Source organism: Acinetobacter sp. 778_lipA, from assembly GCF_058242985.1.
In genome coordinates this window covers 656,535-682,103 of the sequence record NZ_JBZAYT010000001.1, presented here as the reverse complement: position 1 = coordinate 682,103, position 25,569 = coordinate 656,535, and the positions used below count along the sequence as shown (strand labels likewise).

At 40.1% G+C, this 25,569-nt stretch carries 14 protein-coding genes; 4 read left to right on the top strand and 10 right to left on the bottom strand.

The features are described 5' to 3' along the window. Positions 1-10: 10 nt before the first annotated feature. The 7 genes from nuoH to AC4CUY_RS03180 form a co-directional block, all read right to left on the bottom strand. Complete coding sequence (nuoH, locus tag AC4CUY_RS03210) at positions 11-1,024, bottom strand: NADH-quinone oxidoreductase subunit NuoH (RefSeq protein ID WP_336952951.1); 1,014 nt, start codon at positions 1,022-1,024, stop codon at positions 11-13. A gap of 2 nt (positions 1,025-1,026) precedes the next feature. After that, the gene (gene nuoG, locus AC4CUY_RS03205) at positions 1,027-3,711 is read right to left on the bottom strand and encodes an NADH-quinone oxidoreductase subunit NuoG (protein WP_419359183.1); all 2,685 of its coding nucleotides are present in this window, start codon (positions 3,709-3,711) and stop codon (positions 1,027-1,029) included. A gap of 11 nt (positions 3,712-3,722) precedes the next feature. After that, positions 3,723-5,054, bottom strand: coding sequence for an NADH-quinone oxidoreductase subunit NuoF (gene nuoF / locus AC4CUY_RS03200; RefSeq protein ID WP_004722838.1), 1,332 nt, complete (start codon positions 5,052-5,054; stop codon positions 3,723-3,725). Further along, entirely contained in the window at positions 5,051-5,560 is a 510-nt protein-coding gene (nuoE, locus tag AC4CUY_RS03195; protein WP_004722839.1) for an NADH-quinone oxidoreductase subunit NuoE, read from the bottom strand. Before nuoE ends, nuoF begins: the two co-directional genes overlap by 4 nt. A 14-nt stretch (positions 5,561-5,574) precedes the next feature. Further along, complete coding sequence (nuoC, locus tag AC4CUY_RS03190; protein WP_336952953.1) at positions 5,575-7,362, bottom strand: NADH-quinone oxidoreductase subunit C/D; 1,788 nt, start codon at positions 7,360-7,362, stop codon at positions 5,575-5,577. An 86-nt stretch (positions 7,363-7,448) separates the two neighbouring features. Then, on the bottom strand, positions 7,449-8,126 hold the full coding sequence (locus tag AC4CUY_RS03185) for a NuoB/complex I 20 kDa subunit family protein (RefSeq protein ID WP_004722842.1): 678 nt from the start codon (positions 8,124-8,126) through the stop codon (positions 7,449-7,451). 7 nt (positions 8,127-8,133) lie between these two features. Next, positions 8,134-8,682: an NADH-quinone oxidoreductase subunit A gene (locus tag AC4CUY_RS03180; RefSeq protein ID WP_004722844.1), complete on the bottom strand. Its 549-nt coding sequence runs from the start codon at positions 8,680-8,682 to the stop codon at positions 8,134-8,136. An 888-nt stretch (positions 8,683-9,570) separates the two neighbouring features. On the opposite strand from AC4CUY_RS03180, the gene AC4CUY_RS03175 reads away from it, so the two are divergent. After that, positions 9,571-9,921, top strand: a complete 351-nt coding sequence (locus AC4CUY_RS03175) for a hypothetical protein (protein WP_336952954.1) — start codon at positions 9,571-9,573, stop codon at positions 9,919-9,921. A gap of 669 nt (positions 9,922-10,590) precedes the next feature. On the opposite strand, the gene bfmS is transcribed toward AC4CUY_RS03175, so the two are convergent. Together bfmS and bfmR are read right to left on the bottom strand one after the other, a co-directional pair. Next, positions 10,591-12,219, bottom strand: coding sequence for a sensor histidine kinase BfmS (gene bfmS / locus AC4CUY_RS03170; RefSeq protein ID WP_490773663.1), 1,629 nt, complete (start codon positions 12,217-12,219; stop codon positions 10,591-10,593). Positions 12,220-12,283: 64 nt separating this feature from the next. Then, entirely contained in the window at positions 12,284-12,997 is a 714-nt protein-coding gene (bfmR, locus tag AC4CUY_RS03165) for a response regulator transcription factor BfmR (protein ID WP_004722855.1), read from the bottom strand. Between the two features lie 555 nt (positions 12,998-13,552). Here bfmR and AC4CUY_RS03160 point away from each other — a divergent pair. From AC4CUY_RS03160 to AC4CUY_RS03150, 3 genes are all read left to right on the top strand, one after another. Beyond that, positions 13,553-16,423 carry a ribonucleoside-diphosphate reductase subunit alpha gene (locus AC4CUY_RS03160; protein ID WP_490774654.1) on the top strand — a complete coding sequence of 957 codons (2,871 nt, stop codon included), beginning with the start codon at positions 13,553-13,555 and terminating at the stop codon, positions 16,421-16,423. Between the two features lie 97 nt (positions 16,424-16,520). Continuing rightward, positions 16,521-16,652 (top strand): preprotein translocase subunit YajC, encoded by a 132-nt coding sequence (locus AC4CUY_RS03155; protein WP_004722859.1) that lies wholly within the window; start codon positions 16,521-16,523, stop codon positions 16,650-16,652. Between the two features lie 141 nt (positions 16,653-16,793). Beyond that, a complete protein-coding gene (locus tag AC4CUY_RS03150; RefSeq protein WP_004722861.1) occupies positions 16,794-18,077 on the top strand; it encodes a ribonucleotide-diphosphate reductase subunit beta in 1,284 nt (427 codons plus the stop codon). A gap of 83 nt (positions 18,078-18,160) precedes the next feature. Here the strand turns inward: AC4CUY_RS03150 and AC4CUY_RS03145 are convergent, their stop codons facing one another. Next, the gene (locus tag AC4CUY_RS03145) at positions 18,161-25,549 is read right to left on the bottom strand and encodes a calcium-binding protein (protein ID WP_490773662.1); all 7,389 of its coding nucleotides are present in this window, start codon (positions 25,547-25,549) and stop codon (positions 18,161-18,163) included. Positions 25,550-25,569 lie beyond the last annotated feature (20 nt).

Genomic DNA, 25,569 nt, shown 5'->3' with positions numbered 1-25,569 from the left:
CCCTGCTGTCCTAGGCCTGATTCATCAGAATCACAGCACCAGTCACCAAAAGGTTGACCAATGCAAGTGGTAAACACACTTTCCAACCAAAATTCATCACTTGGTCATAACGTGGACGCATTAAAGAACCACGTGCCAAGACAAACATCATTACAAAGAATGCTGTTTTCGCAATGAACCAGAATGCATCTGGAATGAATGGAATATTTAAATTAAATGGTGCTAACCAACCGCCAAAGAATAAAGTCACGATCAGTGCAGAAATTAGAATGATGTTGACGTATTCAGCAACGAAGAACATCCCCCATTTCATACCACCATATTCGACATGGTAACCTTCTGCCAATTCTTGTTCAGCTTCTGGTTGGTCAAATGGATGACGATGCGTTACCGCAACACCCGCAACCACGAAGATCATGAAACCAATGAATTGTGGAATCACAAACCATACATCACGTTGTGCTTCTACGATTTCACGCAAGTTAAATGAACCCGCAATTGCCACCACACCCATCAATGAAATCCCTAAAAAGACTTCATAAGAAATGGTTTGTGCTGCTGAACGTAGACCACCTAATAGTGCATATTTGTTGTTGGATGCCCAACCACCAAATAACACCGCATATACTGCAATACCTGCCATTGCCATAAAAAACAATAGACCGATACTCATGTCTGAAACACCTAAGTAAGGTGAAACAGGAATAACCATGAATGACAATACTGCAGTCGCCATTGCTACTGCTGGAGCTAAACGGAAGGTTAACTTATCTACAAACTTTGGTGTCCAGTCTTCTTTGAACATGATTTTCAACATGTCAGCAACGATCTGGAACATCCCGCCAGGACCAACACGGTTTGGTCCATAACGGTCTTGCCATAAACCCAGCAAACGACGCTCAATAAATGACATCAAAGCGGCCAGTAAAACCACAACCAACAAAATTACGATGGCTTGAATCACTGAATAAGCGATTGGCCAGTCTTGTGCCCATGTCGGTAGTGCGCGTAAAGATTCATTCATGATTACACTCCTACCGTTACAGATACAGGTTCAGCAAGTGAAACTGTTGGTGCTTGGCCGACTGGATAACCGATATAACCTGTTGGTAAATATTCAATTACATGCACAGGAAGACTAATTGTCGTTTCGCCTGCTTTAACTGTCAGTTGTTGACCATCTTGAACATTTAAACGTGCTGCATCTTGCTCGCCCACGGCAAAAGTCGCTTCTGGAATACGCGATTCCATCACCGGCGTTTTAATCGTAAATTCACCTGAAGCGAAAATATGATGCATTGGAACTAGACGGAAACTCTCTGGATTTGCCACAACCGCAGTTGGCGCCACATAGCTACGTGCAGGACGTTTTACTAAGCGATCAAATAAACGGACGCCTGAATCACCACCTTTAAGGTGACCACCCACTTCATCCTGGTATTTATTCCAAGCTTGTGGTGAGTTCCAACCCGGTGCCCATGCAAATGGAACCAATGACGATGCATTTTGCGGTCCAACATAACCTTCCATAGAGAATGTTAATGCGGAATCGACATCGACAGGTTGTTTCGGTTCATGTACGTTTAATGGTGCACGCATTGCAGTACGACCCGAATAACGACGTGGTTCACGAGCAATTTTCAAGCCATGAACACGGTAACCCGCATCAGGTGCAACATCTTGAATTGCTTCAAGAACTGGAACATTTTTGACCACAGACTCAATTACATCATCAAGCAATGTCCATGAGATCGCTTTACCTTTCACACCCGTTTCAATGGCATGTAACCAGCGCCAAGATTCTTTGATGGCATATTCTGGTTTGTAATAGCTTGGGTCATAAACTTGATAGAAGCGTTGCGCACGACCTTCTTGGCTGACCACTGTCCCATCGCCTTCTGCAAAGCTTGCAGCAGACAAGACGACATCAGCCGCTTTTACGGTTTCAGTTTCAGAGTGATCAAGCACAATCACGCTTTGCGCTTTGTCTAGAGCAGCCTGAACTTGTACAGCAGGTAAACGGCGGAACAAATCATTTTCAACGATAATGATTGACTCATAATCTTGAGCAAATGCTTGTTCTAGGCTTAAACCACCAAACAAAGCCATACCCATTGAGTTCACTTCTGGAACTGTCAAGGTTAAGCCTGCATTTCCACCTAGGTTTTGTGCAACTTGTGCAGCAGCTTCCATGATGGCAGCATCTTGTAAGCTCGTACCCGAGATGATTAATGGTTTTTTCGCAGCTTTTAACGTATCCGCAATGGTTTGTGCAAATGCTTTAGCATCATCATCTAAACCAAGAATCGCATCACCGTTTACACCCGCAGCAATTGCAAAGCCTAAACGTGCAATATCATTTGGAGAAGCAACAACTTCACCCTCAGCAATATCGGCTAAACGTGTTTGCGTTGCAGCCAAGATATAGATTGGAGAATTTGCATCCTGACCAATACGTTTTACCGGTTCAGCCAACCAATCTTGGGTACGGCGGTCTGCAGCCATTTGTTTGGCTTTATTTTTCGCAGCTTGGCGAACAGACAATGCCATACGTGGTGCAGTTTGTGTTAAGTCTTCACCCAAGATCAAGACTGCATCATAGCTTTCGATTTCACGCATACTCGGGTTGTAAACGCCCTCAGCTTGCATAATCGATGCAGCAAGTTCAACCAAGCTCTGTTCTTTTTGAGAAAGACCTGTTGAATAATTTTCTTGGCCAACCAACTCACGCAACGCGTAGTTTGATTCTAATGATGCACGTGGAGAACCAATACCCAAGACTTTTTTGCCTTGAACATTTTCAATTACTGAATCCAGTGCCACATCAACAGAAACAGTTTTAACTTCTGTTGCAGCACGGAATTGCGGCTGACGTGGACGATCTTCACGGTTCACATAACCCGTACCAAAACGACCTTTATCGCAAAGGAAATATTGGTTAACGTCACCATTGAAACGGTTTTCTACACGACGTAATTCGCCATAACGCTCACCCGGAGAGATATTACAACCAGAAGAACAGCCTTGGCATACGCTAGGCGCATACTGCATGTCCCACTTACGGTTATAACGTGCCGAATGAGTTTTATCGGTAAATACACCTGTTGGGCACACTTCAGTCAAGTTACCAGAGAACTCAGACTCTAAAGTGCCTGATTCTGGACGACCGAAGTAGACACGTGATGCATTGGCATAAACACCAAAGTCTGTACCACCGGCATAATCGTTGTAGTAACGAACACAACGGTAACATGCGATACAACGGTTCATCTCATGTGCAATGAAAGAACCCAACTCTTGGTTGTGATGCGTACGTTTGGTAAAACGATAACGACGACGATCATGTTGCGTCATTACTGTCATATCTTGTAAATGACAGTGACCACCCTCTTCACAGACTGGACAGTCGTGTGGGTGGTTGGTCATTAAGAATTCCACAATCGATTCACGGAAATCTTTTGCTTCTTTGTCTTCAATCGAAATAAAGGTATTGTCAGATGCAGGAGTCATACATGACATTACTAAGCGACCACGAGTATCTTCTGGATTCGCATATTGAGTAACAGCACATTGACGGCAAGAACCGACAGAACCTAAAGCTGGATGCCAACAAAAATATGGGATGTCGATGCCAAGACTCAAACATGCTTGTAGCAAGTTTTCCGAGCCATTGACTTCATACGATTTTCCATCGACATGAATTGTAGCCATAGTCGAATTCCTTAAACTTGTTCTACGTGGCTGGCTTGGGCTACAGGACGATCTGTCACTTTAGCTTCAAACTCGCTACGGAAATATTTGAGTGCACCCATCAATGGTTCCATCGCACCTGGTGCGTGAGCACAGAATGTTTTACCAATCCACAATTTGCGAGTCAGTTCTTGAAGATGTTGAATGTCTTCCATCTTCCCTTCACCTTTCTCAATTGCGACAAGTGCTTTGACCGCCCAAGGTAAACCATCACGGCATGGCGTACAGAATCCACATGATTCACGTGCAAAGAATTCTTCTAAGTTACGCGTTGCAGAAACCATACACTGGGTTTCATCAACGACCATTAACAAACATGTACCTAGACGAGAACCAGCTTTCATAATGCTTTCTGAATCCATTGGAAGATCAATGTGTTCAGCAGCCAAGAAGTCAGTCGATGCCCCACCCGGTAACCATGCTTTCAGTTTAAGACCATCGCGCATACCGCCAGCATAGTCTTCAATCACTTCACGTGCAGTCGTACCAAACGGTAATTCCCAAAGACCAGGGAAAGTCACTTTACCTGATGCACCATAAATTTTAGTGCCTGGATCTTTAGATTTACCCGCAGACAAACCGATATACCACTCAGGCCCACGCAACATAATTGCTGGTAAGTTGTTATAGGTTTCTACGTTGTTTACGATAGTCGGACGGCCCCATGCACCTGCAACTTGTGGGAATGGCGGCTTAGTACGTGGGTTTGCACGACGACCTTCGAGTGAGTTAATCAATGCAGTTTCTTCACCACAGATATAACGACCCGCGCCGGTATGCACATGCAGGTCAAAATTCCAACCTGTGCCTAAGATGTTGTCACCCAAATAACCTTTAGCACGCACTTGTTCTAAAGCTTCATTTAAGTATTGTGCAGCTTCAATGTATTCACCGCGAATGAAGATATAACCCTGAGTCGCTTCGAGGGTATAACCTGCAATCAACATCCCTTCGATCAATTGATGTGGAAGTTTTTCCATCAATAAACGGTCTTTGAATGTTCCCGGTTCCATTTCATCGGCATTACAGATTAGGTAACGAGGACCACCATCATTGGGTGCCATCAATGACCATTTAATCCCTGCTGGGAAACCTGCACCACCACGACCTTTTACAGTCGCTGCTTTAATGACTTCAAGAACGTCTTTAGGTGGCATAGAAAGCGCTTTTTTAAAGCCTGCATAGCCTTCTAAAGCTTCATAGTCATCAGCACTACGAACAAATTCCTGTTTACTCAAACGCCATGTTAATGGGTGAGTTTCAGGGTTTCCTTCGCCATAAATTGGTCTTGGTTCGGTATTCATACATACTTCTCCAATAACTGTTTCACAGAAGTCACTTCAACCAAACCGTGTGTATCTTCATCGATCATCAGGGTTGGACCTTTGTCACAGTTCCCTAGACAGCAGATCGGCAATAAAGTAAAACGACCATCAGCTGTCGTTTGACCAAATTGGATACCCAGTTCACGTTGGAAAGCTTCTGCTAAAGTTTCCGCACCCATCAAGAAACATGCAATCGAATCACATAATAAAATTACGTGACGACCTACAGGCTGACGGTATATACGGTTATAGAATGTTGCAACACCTTCTAAATCCGCAGTTGTAATTGTCAATAATTGAGCAATTGCATGTAACTGCGCGTCATCCACCCAACCATTACGGCGCTGTACACACTTTAAAGCATCCAAAGACGCTGCACGTGGGTATGGGTAGTGACCCATGTGATGTTCAATTTCATGGATTTCTTCGCTAGTCAGAATCCCTTCAACATTCACACGTGGCTTTTTATCAGTCAAAATCATCATAATGCGTTTACCCCTTAGCGATCCACGTCAGCCATAACGACGTCAATTGTCGCTAAATAAATGATCAAGTCAGATACAAGACTGCCGTTAATCACGGAAGGAATTTGCTGCAAGTGGGTAAAAGTAGGTGTACGAATACGTGTACGGTAACTCATCGTTGACTTATCTGAAGTCAAGTAATAGTTAGATGCACCTTTCACCACTTCTGCCATTACAGAGGCTTCACCAGCTGGCATTACAGGACCCCATGACACGCTCAAGAAATGCGTAATCAAAGTTTCAATATCTTGTAAAGTCTTATCTTTTGGTGGTGGAACTGCCAATGGATGATCCGCTTTATAAGGACCAGAAGGCATATTATCCAAACACTGTTTGACGATTTTTAATGACTCTTCGATTTCGCGATAGTGAACCATCACACGTGCGTAAGCATCGCCTTCATACTCTAACGGCACTTCAAAGTCGTAATTTTCATAACCACTGTATGGACGATATTTACGAACATCAAAATCAATACCTGTCGCGCGTAAACCTGTACCTGTTACACCCCAAGCCAATGCCGATTTAGCATCGTATTGCGCAACATTACGGGTACGCCCCACAAATACTGAGTTTTTCAGCGCAGCAGTATGATATTCCTTCAAACGTTTTGGCATCCATTCGAGAATTTCACGAATCAGTTTTTGCCAGTTGTTTGGAAGGTCATGTGCTGTCCCGCCAATACGGAACCATGCTGGGTGCATACGGAAACCTGTGATCGCTTCAATTGCGTCATAGATTTTTTGACGATCCGCAAACATATAGAATACTGGTGTCATACCACCAGCATCCTGAATCGCAGTACCGATATACAATAAATGGTTATTGATACGGAATAATTCAGACATCATGACACGGATACATTGTGCACGATCAGGAACGGTAATCCCTGCAAGTTGTTCCACACCCATGACATAAGGCATGTTTTGCGCACAACCACCTAAGTAGTCAACGCGGTCTGTATATGGAATAAATGAATGCCAAGTTTGACGTTCAGCCATCTTTTCCACACCACGGTGGTGATAGCCAATATCAGGCACACAATCTTTCACTTCTTCGCCATCAAGCTGCAAAATCACACGGAATGCACCATGCGCAGATGGATGGTTAGGACCTAAGTTCAAGAACATAAAGTCTTCATCCGCGTTACCGCGTGTTAGACCCCAATCTTCTGGAACGAAACGAAGATGTTCTTGTTCGAAATCTTGTTTAGCCTTGTCTTGCATATACGGTGTATATTCAGTCGCACGTGCAGAATATTCTTTACGCAGTGGATGACCTTCCCAATAGGTTGGCAACAAGATACGACGAAGCATTGGATGCCCTTCGAAATTGATCCCAAACATATCGTAAGCTTCACGCTCGTACCAATTGGCATTTGGCCAAATATTGGTCGCCGTTGGAACGTTAATATCGTTCTCACTCAACGCCACTTTGATACGAATATCACTATTACGTTCTAATGAAAGTAAGTGATAGAACACTGTGAAATCAGATGCAGGTAAACCATCACGGTTGTTACGCAAACGTTCATCGACCGCAGATAAGTCAAACAGCATCACATAAGGACGTGGTACTTTACGCAAGTACATTAGAACTTCTTGTACACGTGCGCGCTCAACCCAGACCGTCGGAAAATCTTCAAACGTCGGTTGCACGTAAAAGTTCTCGCCAAATTTGGCTTTGAGATCTTCTACAATTGCAAATGCTGGGCGGGAATCAACTGGAGTCGATTCTGGCATAGCAATTTCAGTTTCAGCCATTGGCTTGGCTTCCTATTTAATACAAATTCTGTCAAATTCCCTGATGACCATATCCATCAGATATGTCAAATATTCATCAGAAAAAATTACTCAATTTCATCCATAGAGCGTAAGTTTTTCACTGCAATACGTTCAGCGTTCTTACGGTCGCGTTCTGGCATCATCTTTGGCTTATACACTGGCTGAAGATCATCACCGATTACCGCAGAGAGCGGACGACGTTCTAATTGAATTTGGTCTTGCAATAACATCAAGGCTTGAATCAATGCTTCTGGACGTGGTGGGCAACCTGGAACGTACACGTCAACAGGAATGATTTTATCCACACCTTGTACAACAGAATAGATGTCGTACATACCACCAGAGTTTGCACAAGCACCCATTGAAATCACCCATTTAGGCTCAAGCATTTGTTCATACAAACGTTGAATTACAGGCGCCATTTTAACAAAGCAAGTCCCTGCAACAATCATCAAATCTGCCTGACGTGGCGAAGCACGAATAACCTCGGCACCAAAGCGCGACAAGTCATGCACACCGGTTAACGTGGTTGCATATTCAACGTAGCAGCAAGATGTACCAAAGTTAAAAGGCCATATTGAGTTTTTACGGCCCCAGTTTACAGCTGTGTGTACCACATCCTCTAAGCGAGTCATGAACACATTTTTATTCACTTCTTCTTCAAGTGGATCTGTCACAATTTGACGATCTTGAAGCGGATATTGTTCAGCTTCTGGATTCGCACGGGTTAAAGTATATTTCATTCCCGAGTTACTCCTTGTTCAGAGACATGGTCGGTGTTTTATCTTTCACACGACCAGAAGATTGAGCTGGAATAGTTCCTGTAGGATCCATCACCAACTCTTCAATTGAATTGAAGCGAGTAATTTCTGCAAGGTCCATATTTGGTGAACCAATTTTAGGTTTAATCCCTGCGATTTTACGTTTATCTGAAGGTGACCAGTTCAATGCACCTGTAGATAATTCATAAATCAAACCAACGAGTAAAACTAAAATAAATACAGCTGCAGCTGAAAACCCAACCCAACCTACTTCACGTACAGATGTCGCCCATGCATATAAATAGAGGGCTTCCAAATCGAATACAACAAAGAAGATTGCAACAAGGTAGAACTTCGCAGACAAGCGGATACGTGCACCACCAGCACTAACCACACCTGATTCAAATTGCTCTTGCTTCGCACGTCCCCATGATTTACCCCCAAGGAGCAAAGGAACGGTGAGCATAAAGACACATAAAAATGTCACGCCGATCACGAAGGCAATGATTGCCCAATCGTATGGAGTAATGGCACTCATGCGGGGATAACTCCTGGCAGGCCTATTATTTAACAAAGAATGTATGTATTGGCCTTGCAAATACACCAAACACAAAATAAATCTGGTCAATTGTACCCGATTGATGTCATCTGTTGCTAGTTAATAGCTCTAAGTCTTTCGGATGATTTTTTAGACAAAAACCATATTTTTTCCTGATTCACAGCGATACAGCGCTGACTTATCGTTTTATCAAATTTCTATCCCTATTCTTATTAGTTTTTCCGAAGTTTATTTTTTAATCATGAATTAAAAATGACAAATCAGTAGCTTAATCCGATTCAGCCCAAGTAAAAGCCATGATTTATGCATGTATTTCTGCGATTTAATTGGCTAATTTCTACAAATATAAGGATTTACCATCTAAAATATTTTGTTACATTCTATGTGGTAAAATAGTCACATTAGATCAATCAAGTGATAAAAATTATCTTATTGTGATAATTTTTAAATATTACAAAGTTATTTATAATTTTTTATACTTCACTATTATCAAAACCAACTTATTTCAATGAAATAACCCGCTTTAAACCATCCAACGCCAAATGCCCAATGCCTACTTTTGACCTACCTTGTGCCCTCTTATGATTTTCTGATTTGAATTTTCAAAACAGTCAGCACTGTCGATCATGTCATTTTTCGCATATACAACAAACCCAAGTTTTCCAAAACTAAAGCCATTTGAAAGGTGAATAACTTATCGTCGCTTAAATCAGTAAATTGTATATTTAGCACCCAATTACAGAAAAAGGTGTTCGTTGTCGCAAACTTAGACGAATTGTCTACAGAGCCTATACACATTGAACCACTTTTATGTATATGCTATTCAATATGAACAACTTTAAATCAAAAATTTAGGGGTAAAACAAGATGGAATTCAGCAGCAAGCCAAACTATTTTTTATTTGCACAATTACTGATTCGTCATATTGAAAATTATGTCAAAAAACACGTTGATGCACAAAATGCCATTTTTGATCTAAGAGATGTGTATGAGCTTTTCCGCCAAGATCTTGCCGCAACCACGACAAATCTAGAAGGGATTTTAAATATCGCGGATGAATATCGTATTGACACCATTCAAGGTGATCAAAAAATCATTAGCAGTTATAAAATTGACGCTGAACAAAACAGCTTATTGATTGATTTTAATCATGATGCATTACAAGCATTGCGAGACAGCAAGCCAATCATTGCGCCTGATGCAACGCTTCAACAATAGGATCTAGACTGAGCAACAGCCAGACATAAAAAACCACCGAAAATTTTCGGTGGTTTTTTTATTGAGTTTAACAATAGATTTTTTTATATAGTCAGCCTGTCAAAAAACTCAAGCACTAGAATAGAATTTCTATTAATTAATATTTTCTAAATAAATCAATTACATAAAAATTTTTTTTAATTATAAAAAAGCTTGCAATACCTCATATTACATTCAAAGTTTAAATACCTTTGCGTAGGGGATGCCAAACCTTACGCCACAAACAAAGCAGTGCTTTGTTTTTGCTCATAAGCAAGGGGTTCGTCCTATACCCCCCGTATTCCTCGGCACAAGGAGAGACATCCATGTCGCCACACGATAGAACAACCATCTATGATTCAAAAGTACAGCAAACCAATTGATAACCAATAGTTTCTAAAAGTATATACAAAAACATAAGCTTCATTTCTGATCAATCAGCCGATAAAAATCACTGGTATAAATAATTAGGTGGTTTAACTATAAATCAAAAATAATTATAGGAAATTAAATCATATTGAAAGCCCCATCCCTTCCTCTCAATAAAGGAAAGGATGAAAGTGGTTTTATCTTAAATGATGGCTTTAAAGATGACTGATAAAATAAATCGAATGGATCTTAATCATATATTTTAATGGCACGATTTAACGTCTAAACTTTTTTCTTTTTAAAGCGCTCTACCGGCCAAGACATGGTAAATCTTGCACCACCCAAATCTGAGCTTTGATCGACTTCAATCGTCCCACCAAACCAATACGCAATACGACTCACAATTGAAAGTCCTAAACCATAACCACCTGAAGCACGGGTACGGCTATCATCTAAACGTGCAAATGCCTCAAATACACGTTTACGGTCTTCCTCTGGAATCCCGGGGCCATCATCTTCCACACAGACATAAGCCATACTAGTCTGGTGATTAACACCACCACTAATATTGACCTGATGATCACAATAACGTATCGCATTCCCCACCAAGTTTTGTACAACTCGATGTAAATAACGACGTTCTGCATCGACAATCACATCAGATGAAAGTGGGTTGAGGTGGATAATCTTTTGGGTTTTTAATGCTTCTGTTTCTACTGCAACCTGCTTTAATACATCAATCAATACAATTTTTTCAAAATCTAAAGAAGGTGTACCTTGCTCTAATTTCGCATAAGTCATGATTTCATCAATCAGTGTATTTAACGCTTCGATGTCTTTATCAATCATCTCGACCTGTTGCAAACGATACTCATGGTCATCTTCGTCTGCCAGCATTTCCATACCAAAACGGATTCGCGCTACAGGTGTACGTAACTCATGCGATACGGCACGCATTAACTCACGCTGTGCTTCAATCAAACGCTGTATATGATCAGACATGCTGTTATAACTGGTGGCCAGACTTGCCATCTCGTCATAACCTTCAACAGGTACACGTTGCGACATATTCCCTGTTCTCATCACATCCAAGGCTTCATTCACCTGTTTCAACTTGCGTTGCATTGGCACAATCAAGCCATACACCCCCAAACACAGCAAGAACATACTCAACAATGTTATTCCAGCAGCCAATTTAACAGGCATCCAGTTAAACATTGGAACAGGTCCCAGCACCAAGACATCTGTAGGCGAATTTGGCAATGGAGAAACAATCGAAATGGTTGTACCACGTACAGTTGCACTGTCACGCCATAAAATTACACTTTGATCTGATCTTAAACGTCCAATTTGCTCTGAATCGAGATTGAGTTGAGAAATCTTTTCAACACCTACATGATAGGAAAAATGTTGTTGAATTTTTTTAAGATATTCTTGTTCTTGACCGGGATAATAAACCAAATAATCCAGAATGAACACAGGAAGCGCCTTCATTTGGCGTTCGCCGATTTGGTCGACTTTGATATATAAATAATGCTTTGGATCGTTTCTGATCCCTAAAACTAGATAAGCAATCCCTTGTTCTGCATCATAACGCACCACCGCTTTTTGATTTTCTATGCGTTTTTCTTCAGTACGAGATAAATCAACCTTTCTTGCTTCGAGATAATAAATGGGAAGCTCTAACAAATCAGAAGCATCTGAAATCCAATCTAGACGCTGCTGCTCAGTTTGCTGACGTGCCACACCCTCACTAATCACAAATGAAATTCCATCTGTGAGAGACTCACGATATTCCTGCGCACGTTGATAATTAATTATTTGGACAAGTAAATATCCAAACAAGGCAACCAACACAACAAGAATGACTAATCCTGCATAGATGCGCAAAAATATACTGTGTTTAGACACGCAAACTAACCTTCTTTATGCTTGTCCGGTGATGGACAAGCATCTTGGATGACCGACCCATCGTTTATAGACCAGTCTCTTTAACAAACAAATAACCTTTACTACGTACAGTTTTAATACGTTTCGGGTTTTCAGGATCATCACCAATTTTTGGACGAATACGTGAAATACGTACGTCAATCGAACGGTCTTGACCATCATATTCAATACCACGGAGACGTTCAAAGATGTCTTCACGCGATAAGATACGGCCTGCATTGGATGCCAACAACCAAAGTAAATCATATTCAGCACTGGTGAAATCAACCAACTCACCATTGAGTGTCACTGAACGACCGCCATTGTCGATCACAAGATCGTCAAATTCAATACGTTGTGCAACTTCATCTTCAGGCGCTTTATCTGTACGACGTAATAGCGCACGGATACGCGCAAGCAGTACACGCGGTTGAACAGGTTTTGCAACGTAGTCATCTGCACCCATTTCTAGACCAAGAACTTGGTCCATATCTTCGGTACGTGCAGTCAACATCAAAATCGGTTGATGATAATGTGGACGAACTTCACGACAAACGGTTAAACCATCCGCACCCGGCAACATCACATCCAATACAACCAAGTCTGGTTGTTCAGCAATAATGCGACGAATCGCACGGTTACCATCTGGTTCCACCCCAACTTCTAATCCATTACGAATTAAGTATTCCTGAGTTAAGCGAGCTAGGCGCTCGTCATCTTCAACAATCAGAATCTTTGGTAACTTTTCTTCTTGGCTCATCTATTTGCCCCTATATTTGATTTTGGAGTCTGCTACAAAGCTCGCAGATTCAACACACTATGTTTTGCAATATACACACGTTTACAATGTAAACAAGACCTCATTCACCAAACTGATACATGAGCGTATCAATTTGTTATATTTTTATTAACTATTGAATTGTAGGCAGTTTTATAAATTCAATACACATCATTTTTAAATTTCTCTAAGACAATCAATAGCTGGACTAATTTTTATACAAAATATTTCATTGTTCATATTCTGTCTCATCAGTTTATCGTTTTTTTAGTTATCCACACACTTATCTATAAGCACTCTACTGAGTCTTTGCTATGCTATGTGCTTGTCTCATAAGGCATATAACAAAAATGACACTTTGAGGCAAAAAGATGCAAATAAAAATTTACTTTTCACGGATAAAATATTCTTGAAATGTCAATATTGATCTACCCTTAAAATTACCGTATCTTGTGTTCTAAATTAAATTAAACCACTAAGTATTGTGTTTAGTCCTCAAACATCGTGACAACAAATTTTGCAGTTTGTACGATTCAAATGGTCCATAAACATAACAATGATGACAATGGAGCTACGCTGACAATGAACGCCATTACAACCCCAGGTCAACTACAAGTGATTAAACGCACTGGTGATGTTGCCGCTTTTGATGCAGATAAAATCTCTGTAGCAATTGGTAAAGCTTTTTTGGCTGTAGAAGGTCAACAAAGTGCAGATTCAAGCCGTATTCATGATCGCATCACTCAGCTCACAGAGATGGTGATGAATACTTTTAATCGTCGTTTACCTTCTGGCGGAACAATTCATATTGAAGAAATTCAAGACCAAGTTGAATTGGCGCTTATGCGTACAGGTGAACAAAAAGTTGCACGTGCATATGTAATCTATCGTGAACAACGTTCTGATGCACGTAAACAAACTGGTGCTCATCATCACCCAACCTTACAAATCACAGATGCGAACGGTCAGCTTCAGCCTCTAGATTTGAGCAAACTTCAAGCCACGATTGAAAAAGCAAGTGAAGGCTTAGAAGGCATCAATGTTCAAGCCATTGTCGATGAAACAGTTAAAAACTTATATAACGGTGTAAAACAGTCAGACATCTCAACCACGATGATGATGGCGACACGTACCCGTATCGAACAAGAACCAAACTATACTTATGTAACTGCACGTCTATTACGTGATGACTTGGTTGCGACAGGTTTAAAATTCTTAGGTTTAGCTACAGATACTATCGAAGGCGATGCGCTCGAAACTTATTTAAACAAAGGTATCGAGCTTGAGCTTCTCTCTCCTGAGCTTTTAAACTTTGACCTTGCAAAATTGGCAGCTGCAATCAAACCAGAACGCTCAAACCAATTTACCTATTTAGGTTTACAGACTTTATTTGACCGTTACTTCATTCACTCAAATGATGTACGTTTCGAACTTCCGCAATTGTTCTTTATGCGTGTTTCAATGGGACTTGCATTAAATGAAGAACAGCGTGAAGATCGTGCAATCGAGTTCTATGACTTATTGTCTAGCTTCGATTATATGGCGTCTACACCGACCCTGTTTAACTCAGGTACATTACGTCCACAATTGTCAAGCTGTTACTTAACTACGATTCAAGATGATCTTTATGACATCTATGGTGCGATGCGTGACAATGCCCTTCTTTCTAAATGGGCAGGCGGTTTAGGTAATGACTGGACACCAGTACGTGCCTTGAACTCATATATCAAAGGTACCAATGGTAAGTCACAAGGTGTTGTACCTTTCCTTAAAGTTGCCAACGATACTGCTGTTGCAGTAAACCAAGGTGGTAAACGTAAAGGTGCAGTATGTGCATACCTTGAAACTTGGCACTTGGACATTGAAGAATTCCTAGAGCTTCGTAAAAACACTGGTGATGACCGTCGTCGTACCCACGATATGAACACGGCTAACTGGGTTCCAGATTTGTTTATGCAACGTGTGATTGAAGATGCTGAGTGGACATTGTTCACGCCATCTGAAACACCTGATTTGCATGATTTAACTGGCGGTGAATTTGCTGAACGCTATGCTTACTACGAAGGCATTGCAAAAGAAAACAACATGCTGCATAAGAAAATCCGTGCGAAAGACTTATGGCGCAAAATGTTATCAATGTTGTTTGAAACAGGTCATCCTTGGATCACATTCAAAGACGTATGTAACTTACGTTCACCACAACAACACGTAGGTGTAGTGCATTCATCTAACTTATGTACTGAAATCACTTTAAATACCAATAAAGATGAAATCGCAGTATGTAACTTAGGTTCGATCAACCTTGTACAACATGTTCAAGGTGGCGCATTAGACCGTGAAAAATTAGCGCGTACAGTTAAAACTGCTGTTCGTATGCTCGACAACGTGATTGACATCAACTACTACGCAGTTGAACAAGCACGTAATTCAAATATGAAACACCGCCCTGTCGGTATGGGTATCATGGGCTTCCAAGATGCTTTATATGAATTGGGTATGGGTTATGGTTCTGATGCAGCGGTAGATTTTGCTGATGAATCAATGGAAGTGATCAGCTACTACGCGATTCAAACATCAAGCGACCTTGCTGTTGAACGTGGTGTGTATTCAACATTTAAAGGTTCATTGTGGGATCAAGGTATCTTGCCAATCGACTCTTTAGATATCGTTGCAAAATCACGTCCAGAGCGTATGTTTGAAGTTGACCGCACTCAACGTTTGGACTGGGATACATTACGTACTAAAGTTCAAAAAGACGGTATGCGTAACTCAAATGTAATGGCGATTGCACCTACAGCAACCATTTCAAATATTTGTGGCGTTTCGCAGTCTATCGAACCGACCTTCCAAAACCTTTATGTAAAATCTAACCTTTCTGGTGAATTTACAGTGATCAACCCGTACTTGGTACGTGCGTTAAAAGATCGTGGTCTTTGGGACTCTGTGATGGTTAACGACTTGAAACATTTCGAGGGTTCAGTACAAAAAATTGCACGTATTCCTGAAGAGTTAAAAGCAATTTTTGCGACTGCATTTGAAGTCGATACACGTTGGATCGTAGATGCTGCATCACGTCGTCAAAAATGGATCGACCAAGCGCAGTCATTGAACCTTTATATCTCTGGTGCAAATGGTAAGAAACTAGACATCACTTATAAGATGGCTTGGTTACGTGGTCTTAAAACCACTTATTACCTCCGTGCATTAGGTGCAACCTCTGCGGAAAAATCAACCATTAACACGGGCGCTTTAAACGCAGTAAAAGCAACAACTGTTGCTGCACCAGTGGCTACGGTTGCTCAAGAAACTAAACCTGAAGCGCCTGCTGAAGAAGATGGTTTCGCTCAGGCAGCACCAGTACCACAAGCATGTTCAATCGATAATCCAGATTGTGAAGCTTGTCAGTAAGTAATCCTTCCCAATCCTCAAGGGGAATAAAGTCCCCCTTTTAAAAAAGGGGGACTTAGGGGGATTCAAAAAATCTGAAATTATAAAAGGCGAAGAAATGTTCCATTTAAGTCATAACTATGAGTTAGGCGTAATCGTGCTGATCTTAGCCTTTTTAGTTTTTTACGTGCCTGCGGTCTATGCATTCTTTGCGATCCGTAAGCAGCAAAAGCGTAAGCAAAATAAGTAGTGTGGATATCTGTTCTTTCGAACAAGAACAAAACAACTATCGGCAAAACTTAATTTTGCTTGCACAGAATAAGCGTATAGTAGTGACATCTTCCATTGTGAGATGTCGAACATAGATATTAACAACGAAGAGAGAACAACGATGTCTATCCTAAGTTGGGACGATTTTGAAGATGATGAACAGAAACAAGCTGCACAAGCTCACCAGCCTGCGCCCGTCGAACAGAAAAAAACGACTGATTCGCAAGTGGTATCTGATACAAAGCAGTCATCGCAGAATGTGGCAACTACACAATCCGCTGGAACCTATACAGCAAGATCAACAAATCCAACCGATTCGTTGGCAAGAGCATCTCACGCCTTAGAAAAGTTAGACGTTGCACCTGGCTTAGAAGAGCTTGAAATGGGTGCACAACGTGTACAAGTTGATGATAAAGCCATGATCAACTGTCGCGCTGACTTAAACCAACTTGTACCATTCAAATACGAGTGGGCTTGGCAAAAGTATCTAGACGGGTGTGCAAACCACTGGATGCCGCAAGAAGTTAACATGAACCACGATATCGCACTTTGGAAGTCTGAAAATGGCTTAACCGAAGATGAGCGTACCATCGTGATGCGTTCATTAGGTTTCTTCTCTACTGCGGATTCTTTGGTTGCAAACAACTTAGTGTTGGCAATTTACCGTCACATTACCAACCCTGAATGCCGTCAATATATCTTGCGTCAAGCATTTGAAGAAGCGATTCACACGCATGCTTACCAATACTGTATCGAATCTTTAGGTATGGATGAAGGCGAAGTCTTCAACATGTACCGTGAAGTTCCGTCAGTTGCTCGTAAAGCAGCGTGGGGCTTGAAATATACTCAGTCTTTATGTGATCCAACCTTCCAAACAGGTACACCTGAAAACGATCAAATCTTATTGCGTAACTTGATCGCATTCTATTGCGTACTTGAAGGGATCTTCTTCTACTGTGGTTTCAGCCAGATCTTGTCTATGGGTCGTCGTAACAAGATGAATGGTGTTGCTGAGCAATTCCAATACATCTTACGTGATGAGTCTATGCACTTGAACTTTGGTATCGACATGATTAACCAAATCAAGATCGAAAATCCAAACTTGTGGACTGCTGAATTCCAAGAAGAAATCATTCAAATGATTCTTGAAGGTACCATGCTTGAAATCGAATATGCGCGTGACACAATGCCACGTGGTGTATTGGGTATGAACGCAGCGATGATGGAAGAATATTTGAAATTCATCTGTAACCGTCGTTTAGCGCAGTTAGGTTTACCTGAACAGTTTGCTGGTGTAAATAACCCATTCCAGTGGATGTCTGAAATGATGGACTTGCGTAAAGAGAAGAACTTCTTTGAAACGCGTGTAACTGATTATCAAACTGGCGGTGCGTTGAGCTGGTAAGGTGTCCAACTGTCACAACACTTGAGTTGCAATTGATATGAAAACCGCCATTAATGGCGGTTTTTTTGCTTCCTAAAACTTCACTAAATTAAAAATGCATCCACTTTAATTAAGTCATCCAAACTATTCAAATTTTTTTGATTATTAAGGATTAATATTTTATTGCTTGAATAGTTAATTTCACTACCATCTCGATCAAGACTTAATGTAATGGTTGAACCATTTTTTTCAAACAATAAATATTGGTTTAAATTTTCCTTACTAACTTCACCAATTAATAAGTCTGATATATCAATTTTATCGCCTTGACTGGTATTAAAGTCAGTCCAAGTATCAAAGCCATTTCCGCCTGTTCCATCACTTTCAAATCCTTGTAAGAGTTTAAATATCGCTGTATCTGTACCTAAGCCACCATAAAGCTTGTCATTACCAGCACCTCCATCTAAGTAATCAATACCGCTATTTCCATTTAAGGTATCATTGCCAGCACCACCTAATGCATAGCTCTTTCCTGTCCATACATTAATCGTGTCATCCCCTGAAGTACCATGAAATGTCATACCATTATTACGGAAATCCTGCATCGTGATCGTTTGATCTGCAAATACAAATTGTTCTATCTCATAGTTACTGCTATTAAAGAAGTTCTTTATACGAACACTATCGCCTTCCGAATAGCCCCATAACAATAGATCATCACTGTCTTTTGTGAATTTAACATCTGCAAAGTTAACATCAGTGAACTTCAGAATGTCTTCACCTACTAGGCCTGCACTATAATCTGAAACTGTATCTTGACCATGTCCTTTCGAGAGGATGTAGGTATCACCTTGATACCCTCCATCTAAATAGTCATTCCCCGTTCCACCAATTAAAGTGTCTGCACCTGAACCACCATAAAGCTTGTCATTACCAGCACCACCGTCTAAGTAATCAATACCACTATTACCATTTAAGGTGTCGTTGCCAGCACCACCTAATGCATAGCTCTTTCCTGTCCACACATTAATCGTGTCATCCCCTGATGTACCATGGAACGTCATACCATTATTACGGAAATCCTGCATCGTGATCGTTTGATCTGCAAATACAAATTGTTCTATCTCATAGTTACTGCTATTAAAGAAGTTCTTTATACGAACACTATCGCCTTCCGAATAGCCCCATAACAATAGATCATCACTGTCTTTTGTGAATTTAACATCTGCAAAGTTAACATCAGTGAACTTCAGAATGTCTTCACCTACTAGGCCTGCACTATAATCTGAAACTGTATCTTGACCATGTCCTTTCGAGAGGATGTAGGTATCACCTTGATACCCTCCATCTAAATAGTCATTCCCCGTTCCACCAATTAAAGTGTCTGCACCTGAACCACCATAAAGCTTGTCATTACCAGCACCACCGTCTAAGTAATCAATACCACTATTACCATTTAAGGTGTCGTTGCCAGCACCACCTAATGCATAGCTCTTTCCTGTCCACACATTAATCGTGTCATCCCCTGATGTACCATGGAACGTCATACCATTATTACGGAAATCCTGCATCGTGATCGTTTGATCTGCAAATACAAATTGTTCTATCTCATAGTTACTGCTATTAAAGAAGTTCTTTATACGAACACTATCGCCTTCCGAATAGCCCCATAACAATAGATCATCACTGTCTTTTGTGAATTTAACATCTGCAAAGTTAACATCAGTGAACTTCAGAATGTCTTCACCTACTAGGCCTGCACTATAATCTGAAACTGTATCTTGACCATGTCCTTTCGAGAGGATGTAGGTATCACCTTGATACCCTCCATCTAAATAGTCATTCCCCGTTCCACCAATTAAAGTGTCTGCACCTGAACCACCATAAAGCTTGTCATTACCAGCACCACCGTCTAAGTAATCAATACCACTATTACCATTTAAGGTGTCGTTGCCAGCACCACCTAATGCATAGCTCTTTCCTGTCCACACATTAATCGTGTCATCCCCTGATGTACCATGGAACGTCATACCATTATTACGGAAATCCTGCATCGTGATCGTTTGATCTGCAAATACAAATTGTTCTATCTCATAGTTACTGCTATTAAAGAAGTTCTTTATACGAACACTATCGCCTTCCGAATAGCCCCATAACAATAGATCATCACTGTCTTTTGTGAATTTAACATCTGCAAAGTTAACATCAGTGAACTTCAGAATGTCTTCACCTACTAGGCCTGCACTATAATCTGAAACTGTATCTTGACCATGTCCTTTCGAGAGGATGTAGGTATCACCTTGATACCCTCCATCTAAATAGTCATTCCCCGTTCCACCAATTAAAGTGTCTGCACCTGAACCACCATAAAGCTTGTCATTACCAGCACCACCGTCTAAGTAATCAATACCACTATTACCATTTAAGGTGTCGTTGCCAGCACCACCTAATGCATAGCTCTTTCCTGTCCACACATTAATCGTGTCATCCCCTGATGTACCATGGAACGTCATACCATTATTACGGAAATCCTGCATCGTGATCGTTTGATCTGCAAATACAAATTGTTCTATCTCATAGTTACTGCTATTAAAGAAGTTCTTTATACGAACACTATCGCCTTCCGAATAGCCCCATAACAATAGATCATCACTGTCTTTTGTGAATTTAACATCTGCAAAGTTAACATCAGTGAACTTCAGAATGTCTTCACCTACTAGGCCTGCACTATAATCTGAAACTGTATCTTGACCATGTCCTTTCGAGAGGATGTAGGTATCACCTTGATACCCTCCATCTAAATAGTCATTCCCCGTTCCACCAATTAAAGTGTCTGCACCTGAACCACCATAAAGCTTGTCATTACCAGCACCACCGTCTAAGTAATCAATACCACTATTACCATTTAAGGTGTCGTTGCCAGCACCACCTAATGCATAGCTCTTTCCTGTCCACACATTAATCGTGTCATCCCCTGATGTACCATGGAACGTCATACCATTATTACGGAAATCCTGCATCGTGATCGTTTGATCTGCAAATACAAATTGTTCTATCTCATAGTTACTGCTATTAAAGAAGTTCTTTATACGAACACTATCGCCTTCCGAATAGCCCCATAACAATAGATCATCACTGTCTTTTGTGAATTTAACATCTGCAAAGTTAACATCAGTGAACTTCAGAATGTCTTCACCTACTAGGCCTGCACTATAATCTGAAACTGTATCTTGACCATGTCCTTTCGAGAGGATGTAGGTATCACCTTGATACCCTCCATCTAAATAGTCATTCCCCGTTCCACCAATTAAAGTGTCTGCACCTGAACCACCATAAAGCTTGTCATTACCAGCACCACCGTCTAAGTAATCAATACCACTATTACCATTTAAGGTGTCGTTGCCAGCACCACCTAATGCATAGCTCTTTCCTGTCCACACATTAATCGTGTCATCCCCTGATGTACCATGGAACGTCATACCATTATTACGGAAATCCTGCATCGTGATCGTTTGATCTGCAAATACAAATTGTTCTATCTCATAGTTACTGCTATTAAAGAAGTTCTTTATACGAACACTATCGCCTTCCGAATAGCCCCATAACAATAGATCATCACTGTCTTTTGTGAATTTAACATCTGCAAAGTTAACATCAGTGAACTTCAGAATGTCTTCACCTACTAGGCCTGCACTATAATCTGAAACTGTATCTTGACCATGTCCTTTCGAGAGGATGTAGGTATCACCTTGATACCCTCCATCTAAATAGTCATTCCCCGTTCCACCAATTAAAGTGTCTGCACCTGAACCACCATAAAGCTTGTCATTACCAGCACCACCGTCTAAGTAATCAATACCACTATTACCATTTAAGGTGTCGTTGCCAGCACCACCTAATGCATAGCTCTTTCCTGTCCACACATTAATCGTGTCATCCCCTGATGTACCATGGAACGTCATACCATTATTACGGAAATCCTGCATCGTGATCGTTTGATCTGCAAATACAAATTGTTCTATCTCATAGTTACTGCTATTAAAGAAGTTCTTTATACGAACACTATCGCCTTCCGAATAGCCCCATAACAATAGATCATCACTGTCTTTTGTGAATTTAACATCTGCAAAGTTAACATCAGTGAACTTCAGAATGTCTTCACCTACTAGGCCTGCACTATAATCTGAAACTGTATCTTGACCATGTCCTTTCGAGAGGATGTAGGTATCACCTTGATACCCTCCATCTAAATAGTCATTCCCCGTTCCACCAATTAAAGTGTCTGCACCTGAACCACCATAAAGCTTGTCATTACCTGAACCTCCAGATAGTGTATCAACCCCATCAGCACCATTTAGAGTATCATCACCTGCACCACCTAACAGGATTTCTGACTTAGATGTTCCATTTATAACATCTATACCATTAGTGCCAGCAAGATATACAAATGCTGTTGAATATTTAGCAAGGAAACTATTGATTTCAACTAATGTACTATCATCAAATTTTTCATAATTCTCAAAAATAAGTGATTGAAGACCATCGAATCCTTTCTTAGGAATATCACTATACACATTCGAAATATGATCAGTAAATTCAATTAATTCAATAAAAGTATTCTTAGTATCAGATGAGAATTTTGTCTCAAATAATGGCTCAACATTTTTAAAATTCTGAATATATCCAATGTCACCGTTATCTTTTAAAATCCATTCTTTTTCTATTTGATCAGCATAATTCTGATAAATTGCAGTTTGCCCATAAAGACCTTTATAAATAGAGAAAGTAATATCATCATAAATATTATTAATTGCTTTAGTTGTCTTGATAATATCGTCTTCGCGGATATAAAAAAGCTTTTCTGTCTTAGTTCCCATAAAGGAATCAATAACACCAACTTTAGATTTAGCTGCATTAAAAGCAGATTGAGTTGCTGGATCAACCTTATCAAAACTAATCGTTGGGCCTCTGTTTCCACCAGCAATACCTACACCTTGCCCATTCGAACTTACCATTGACTCCCATAATCCTTCTGTATATTCATGGTATGAAGGATCAGTTTTAGCCCATGCTTTTAATATGGCAGGTAATAATTCTCTTTGTGCTTCCGTTGTTTGTGCAGACTCATACTGTCTTACAAGTTGTTCGAGATTAGATGATTGAGCCATTGCTTCGTGGAGATCACGAACTCGACCATACCCTTTTAAATCTGGCAGATCTTCGATTTCTTTGCTTACTTCTACTTTATTTGTGAACTCACTATAAATTGAATCAAAACTAAAATTAACATCTCCCATAGTATGGGTAGTGCCATCCATTTTCTCATAAGAGCCAACTTGAGTAAGGATGTTGTTTCCTGCCAAAGTTGTATTTGTATCCTTATAATTTACATTTAAAGACTTAATCCCTAAATCGGTTAGACTAAACAATTCATTTTCTTGGCTTTTACCATCTTGATTTAGATCTCTCCAAACTTTCAGTTTATTAAAATCTTCGTCAGTAGCATCAACTTTTCCATTCTTATCTGTATCTAAATCAGCTAAAGCATCAAATCCATGTTTCGCTTTTTCACCATTTTTAAGACTTGTGTTATCACCAAAGACTTCTGTGCCATCATTAATGATACCATCTCCATTACGGTCTAAAACCAGTAATCCATCATGTGGACTTACCCAACCCGTAGCAGTCTTAAGCCCATCAGCATCATTATCAAACAATGCACCATTCAGCTTATTGTGTGCAACTGTTTCAATACCATCGCCATCTAAATCCAAGATAAGAGGGTCATAGTAGTAATGATGCCCTTCACGGTTTAGACCAAACCAATCTTTTATAAAATCAGGAGTTACGTCATCAACCCATTTTGAAATATTATTTGGATCGAATAATTTATCTAACCCAAAAGGTAAGTCGATACCATTTTCAGCAATATGATTATAAAGTTTATATAAAAGTTCCCCTACAGCTTTCCCTCCCTGATAAGCACCGTATAAGAGAATACCCGCTAAAACCACCTCGCCCAATACTGGAACACCAAGCAACCCAGCGATCACAGGCACTAACTCTGCCCCAGCAGCAAATATGACTGTTCCAATGACGGCTTGAGGTCCATATTCTTGTGCTTGTTCTTGAAATGGTTTCCAATTACCAGTCTCTAGACCAACAACTAATCCTTCAAAGGTATTATTCAGAAAATCGGCTGCCATAACACTTGCGCCAACCTTTCCACCAATTAAGCTGTCACTTAAATATTTTCCTAAATTGTTCGCCATTTCAGGATTAAGTTTAATTTGCCCATTTTCGACTTGGAGCATGTTATTTTTAATAATTTGCTGTGTATCTTGTCGAATCGTTTCAAGAGCTCCATTTACAACACGCATTGATTTATCTAAAGCATCTGCTAGCGGTTGTAAATCCACATTGACATATCCACCTTGTGATCCAAACTTAGTACCAATCTTTGTATCTACTATTATAGATTCTTTAGTTCCCTGAATTTTTGTAATTTCTGCATCAATAATGACTTTTTCTGCTTGTAGCCTAGAAATTTCATTTTGAATATTTGATTTTTCAGCATCAGAAAGTACATTATTTTTTAAAGATTCTGTGAGTTGATTTGTTTTTTGAATATTTTGTATGAAATCAGCAGATGAATTCACCAACTTTTCATAAATAACAGAAGGTGGTTTGTCTGTTATCCCATTTACATAAGCTTTGGCATGGGTATAGTTTTCTATAATTATTTTTTTATTAGCGTCACTAAGACTGCGATCTCCATTAATTAATTTTTCCAAGTCATTTCTCATCGCTTCCGTTAAAGGAATTGAATCATAAGATTGGGTTTTTATAATCTCAGTAGCTTCAGCTATAGCTGTTTTGGTAAACTCTACATTTCCAGCACTTGTCTTACCTTCGTTATTAACAGTTACAGTTTCATTTGCCACTTTCGCATATTTTATGTCATTTTCAGCAAATGTTTCTAATCGTGTTTCTGCCTGTTTAAAACGCTCTGAATCGACATTTTTTAATTGCTCAACTGTTATAGCATGTTGATCTAAATAATTATTGATACTTTGCTCTGCATCTACACCATGTAAAACAATTTCACCTTTTATTAACCCCTCTTTGAGCGTTGCTTGTAAATCAATAATTGCTATTTTTTTTTGTTCAATTGTCAATGTATTATCAAAAACTTTATTTCTCACCCAATCAATAACAGCATCATTATAATCAGGATGACTGGTATAATGTTGCGAAGTACCAATCGGAATATCAGATATAGGGTGTCCACTGTCTTGTAAAGCTTTCGCCATCTCTGCACGATCTGCATCCGAATATAAGGCAATACGATTATTATAGGACTGTAAAGCTAAATTTTTGGTTTTATCTTCAGGTATATCATTTCCTAAAATATCATTTAGTTTTTCTTTAAACACACTATTAAAAAGCTGAACGGGTAAAATATGATGGACTTGGAAAGAAGAAGTAGCCATGTTGATTGTTCCTAATTTTA

Excerpts from the sequence above, each read along its gene's own strand:
- nuoH (WP_336952951.1), bottom strand. The coding sequence starts at position 1,024 with ATGAATGAATCTTTACGCGCACTACCGACATGGGCACAAGACTGGCCA.
- nuoG (WP_419359183.1), bottom strand. The coding sequence starts at position 3,711 with ATGGCTACAATTCATGTCGATGGAAAATCGTATGAAGTCAATGGCTCG.
- nuoF (WP_004722838.1), bottom strand. The coding sequence starts at position 5,054 with ATGAATACCGAACCAAGACCAATTTATGGCGAAGGAAACCCTGAAACT.
- nuoE (WP_004722839.1), bottom strand. The coding sequence starts at position 5,560 with ATGATGATTTTGACTGATAAAAAGCCACGTGTGAATGTTGAAGGGATT.
- nuoC (WP_336952953.1), bottom strand. The coding sequence starts at position 7,362 with ATGGCTGAAACTGAAATTGCTATGCCAGAATCGACTCCAGTTGATTCC.
- AC4CUY_RS03185 (WP_004722842.1), bottom strand. The coding sequence starts at position 8,126 with ATGAAATATACTTTAACCCGTGCGAATCCAGAAGCTGAACAATATCCG.
- AC4CUY_RS03180 (WP_004722844.1), bottom strand. The coding sequence starts at position 8,682 with ATGAGTGCCATTACTCCATACGATTGGGCAATCATTGCCTTCGTGATC.
- AC4CUY_RS03175 (WP_336952954.1), top strand. The coding sequence starts at position 9,571 with ATGGAATTCAGCAGCAAGCCAAACTATTTTTTATTTGCACAATTACTG.
- bfmR (WP_004722855.1), bottom strand. The coding sequence starts at position 12,997 with ATGAGCCAAGAAGAAAAGTTACCAAAGATTCTGATTGTTGAAGATGAC.
- AC4CUY_RS03160 (WP_490774654.1), top strand. The coding sequence starts at position 13,553 with ATGGTCCATAAACATAACAATGATGACAATGGAGCTACGCTGACAATG.
- AC4CUY_RS03155 (WP_004722859.1), top strand. The coding sequence starts at position 16,521 with ATGTTCCATTTAAGTCATAACTATGAGTTAGGCGTAATCGTGCTGATC.
- AC4CUY_RS03150 (WP_004722861.1), top strand. The coding sequence starts at position 16,794 with ATGTCTATCCTAAGTTGGGACGATTTTGAAGATGATGAACAGAAACAA.
- AC4CUY_RS03145 (WP_490773662.1), bottom strand. The coding sequence starts at position 25,549 with ATGGCTACTTCTTCTTTCCAAGTCCATCATATTTTACCCGTTCAGCTT.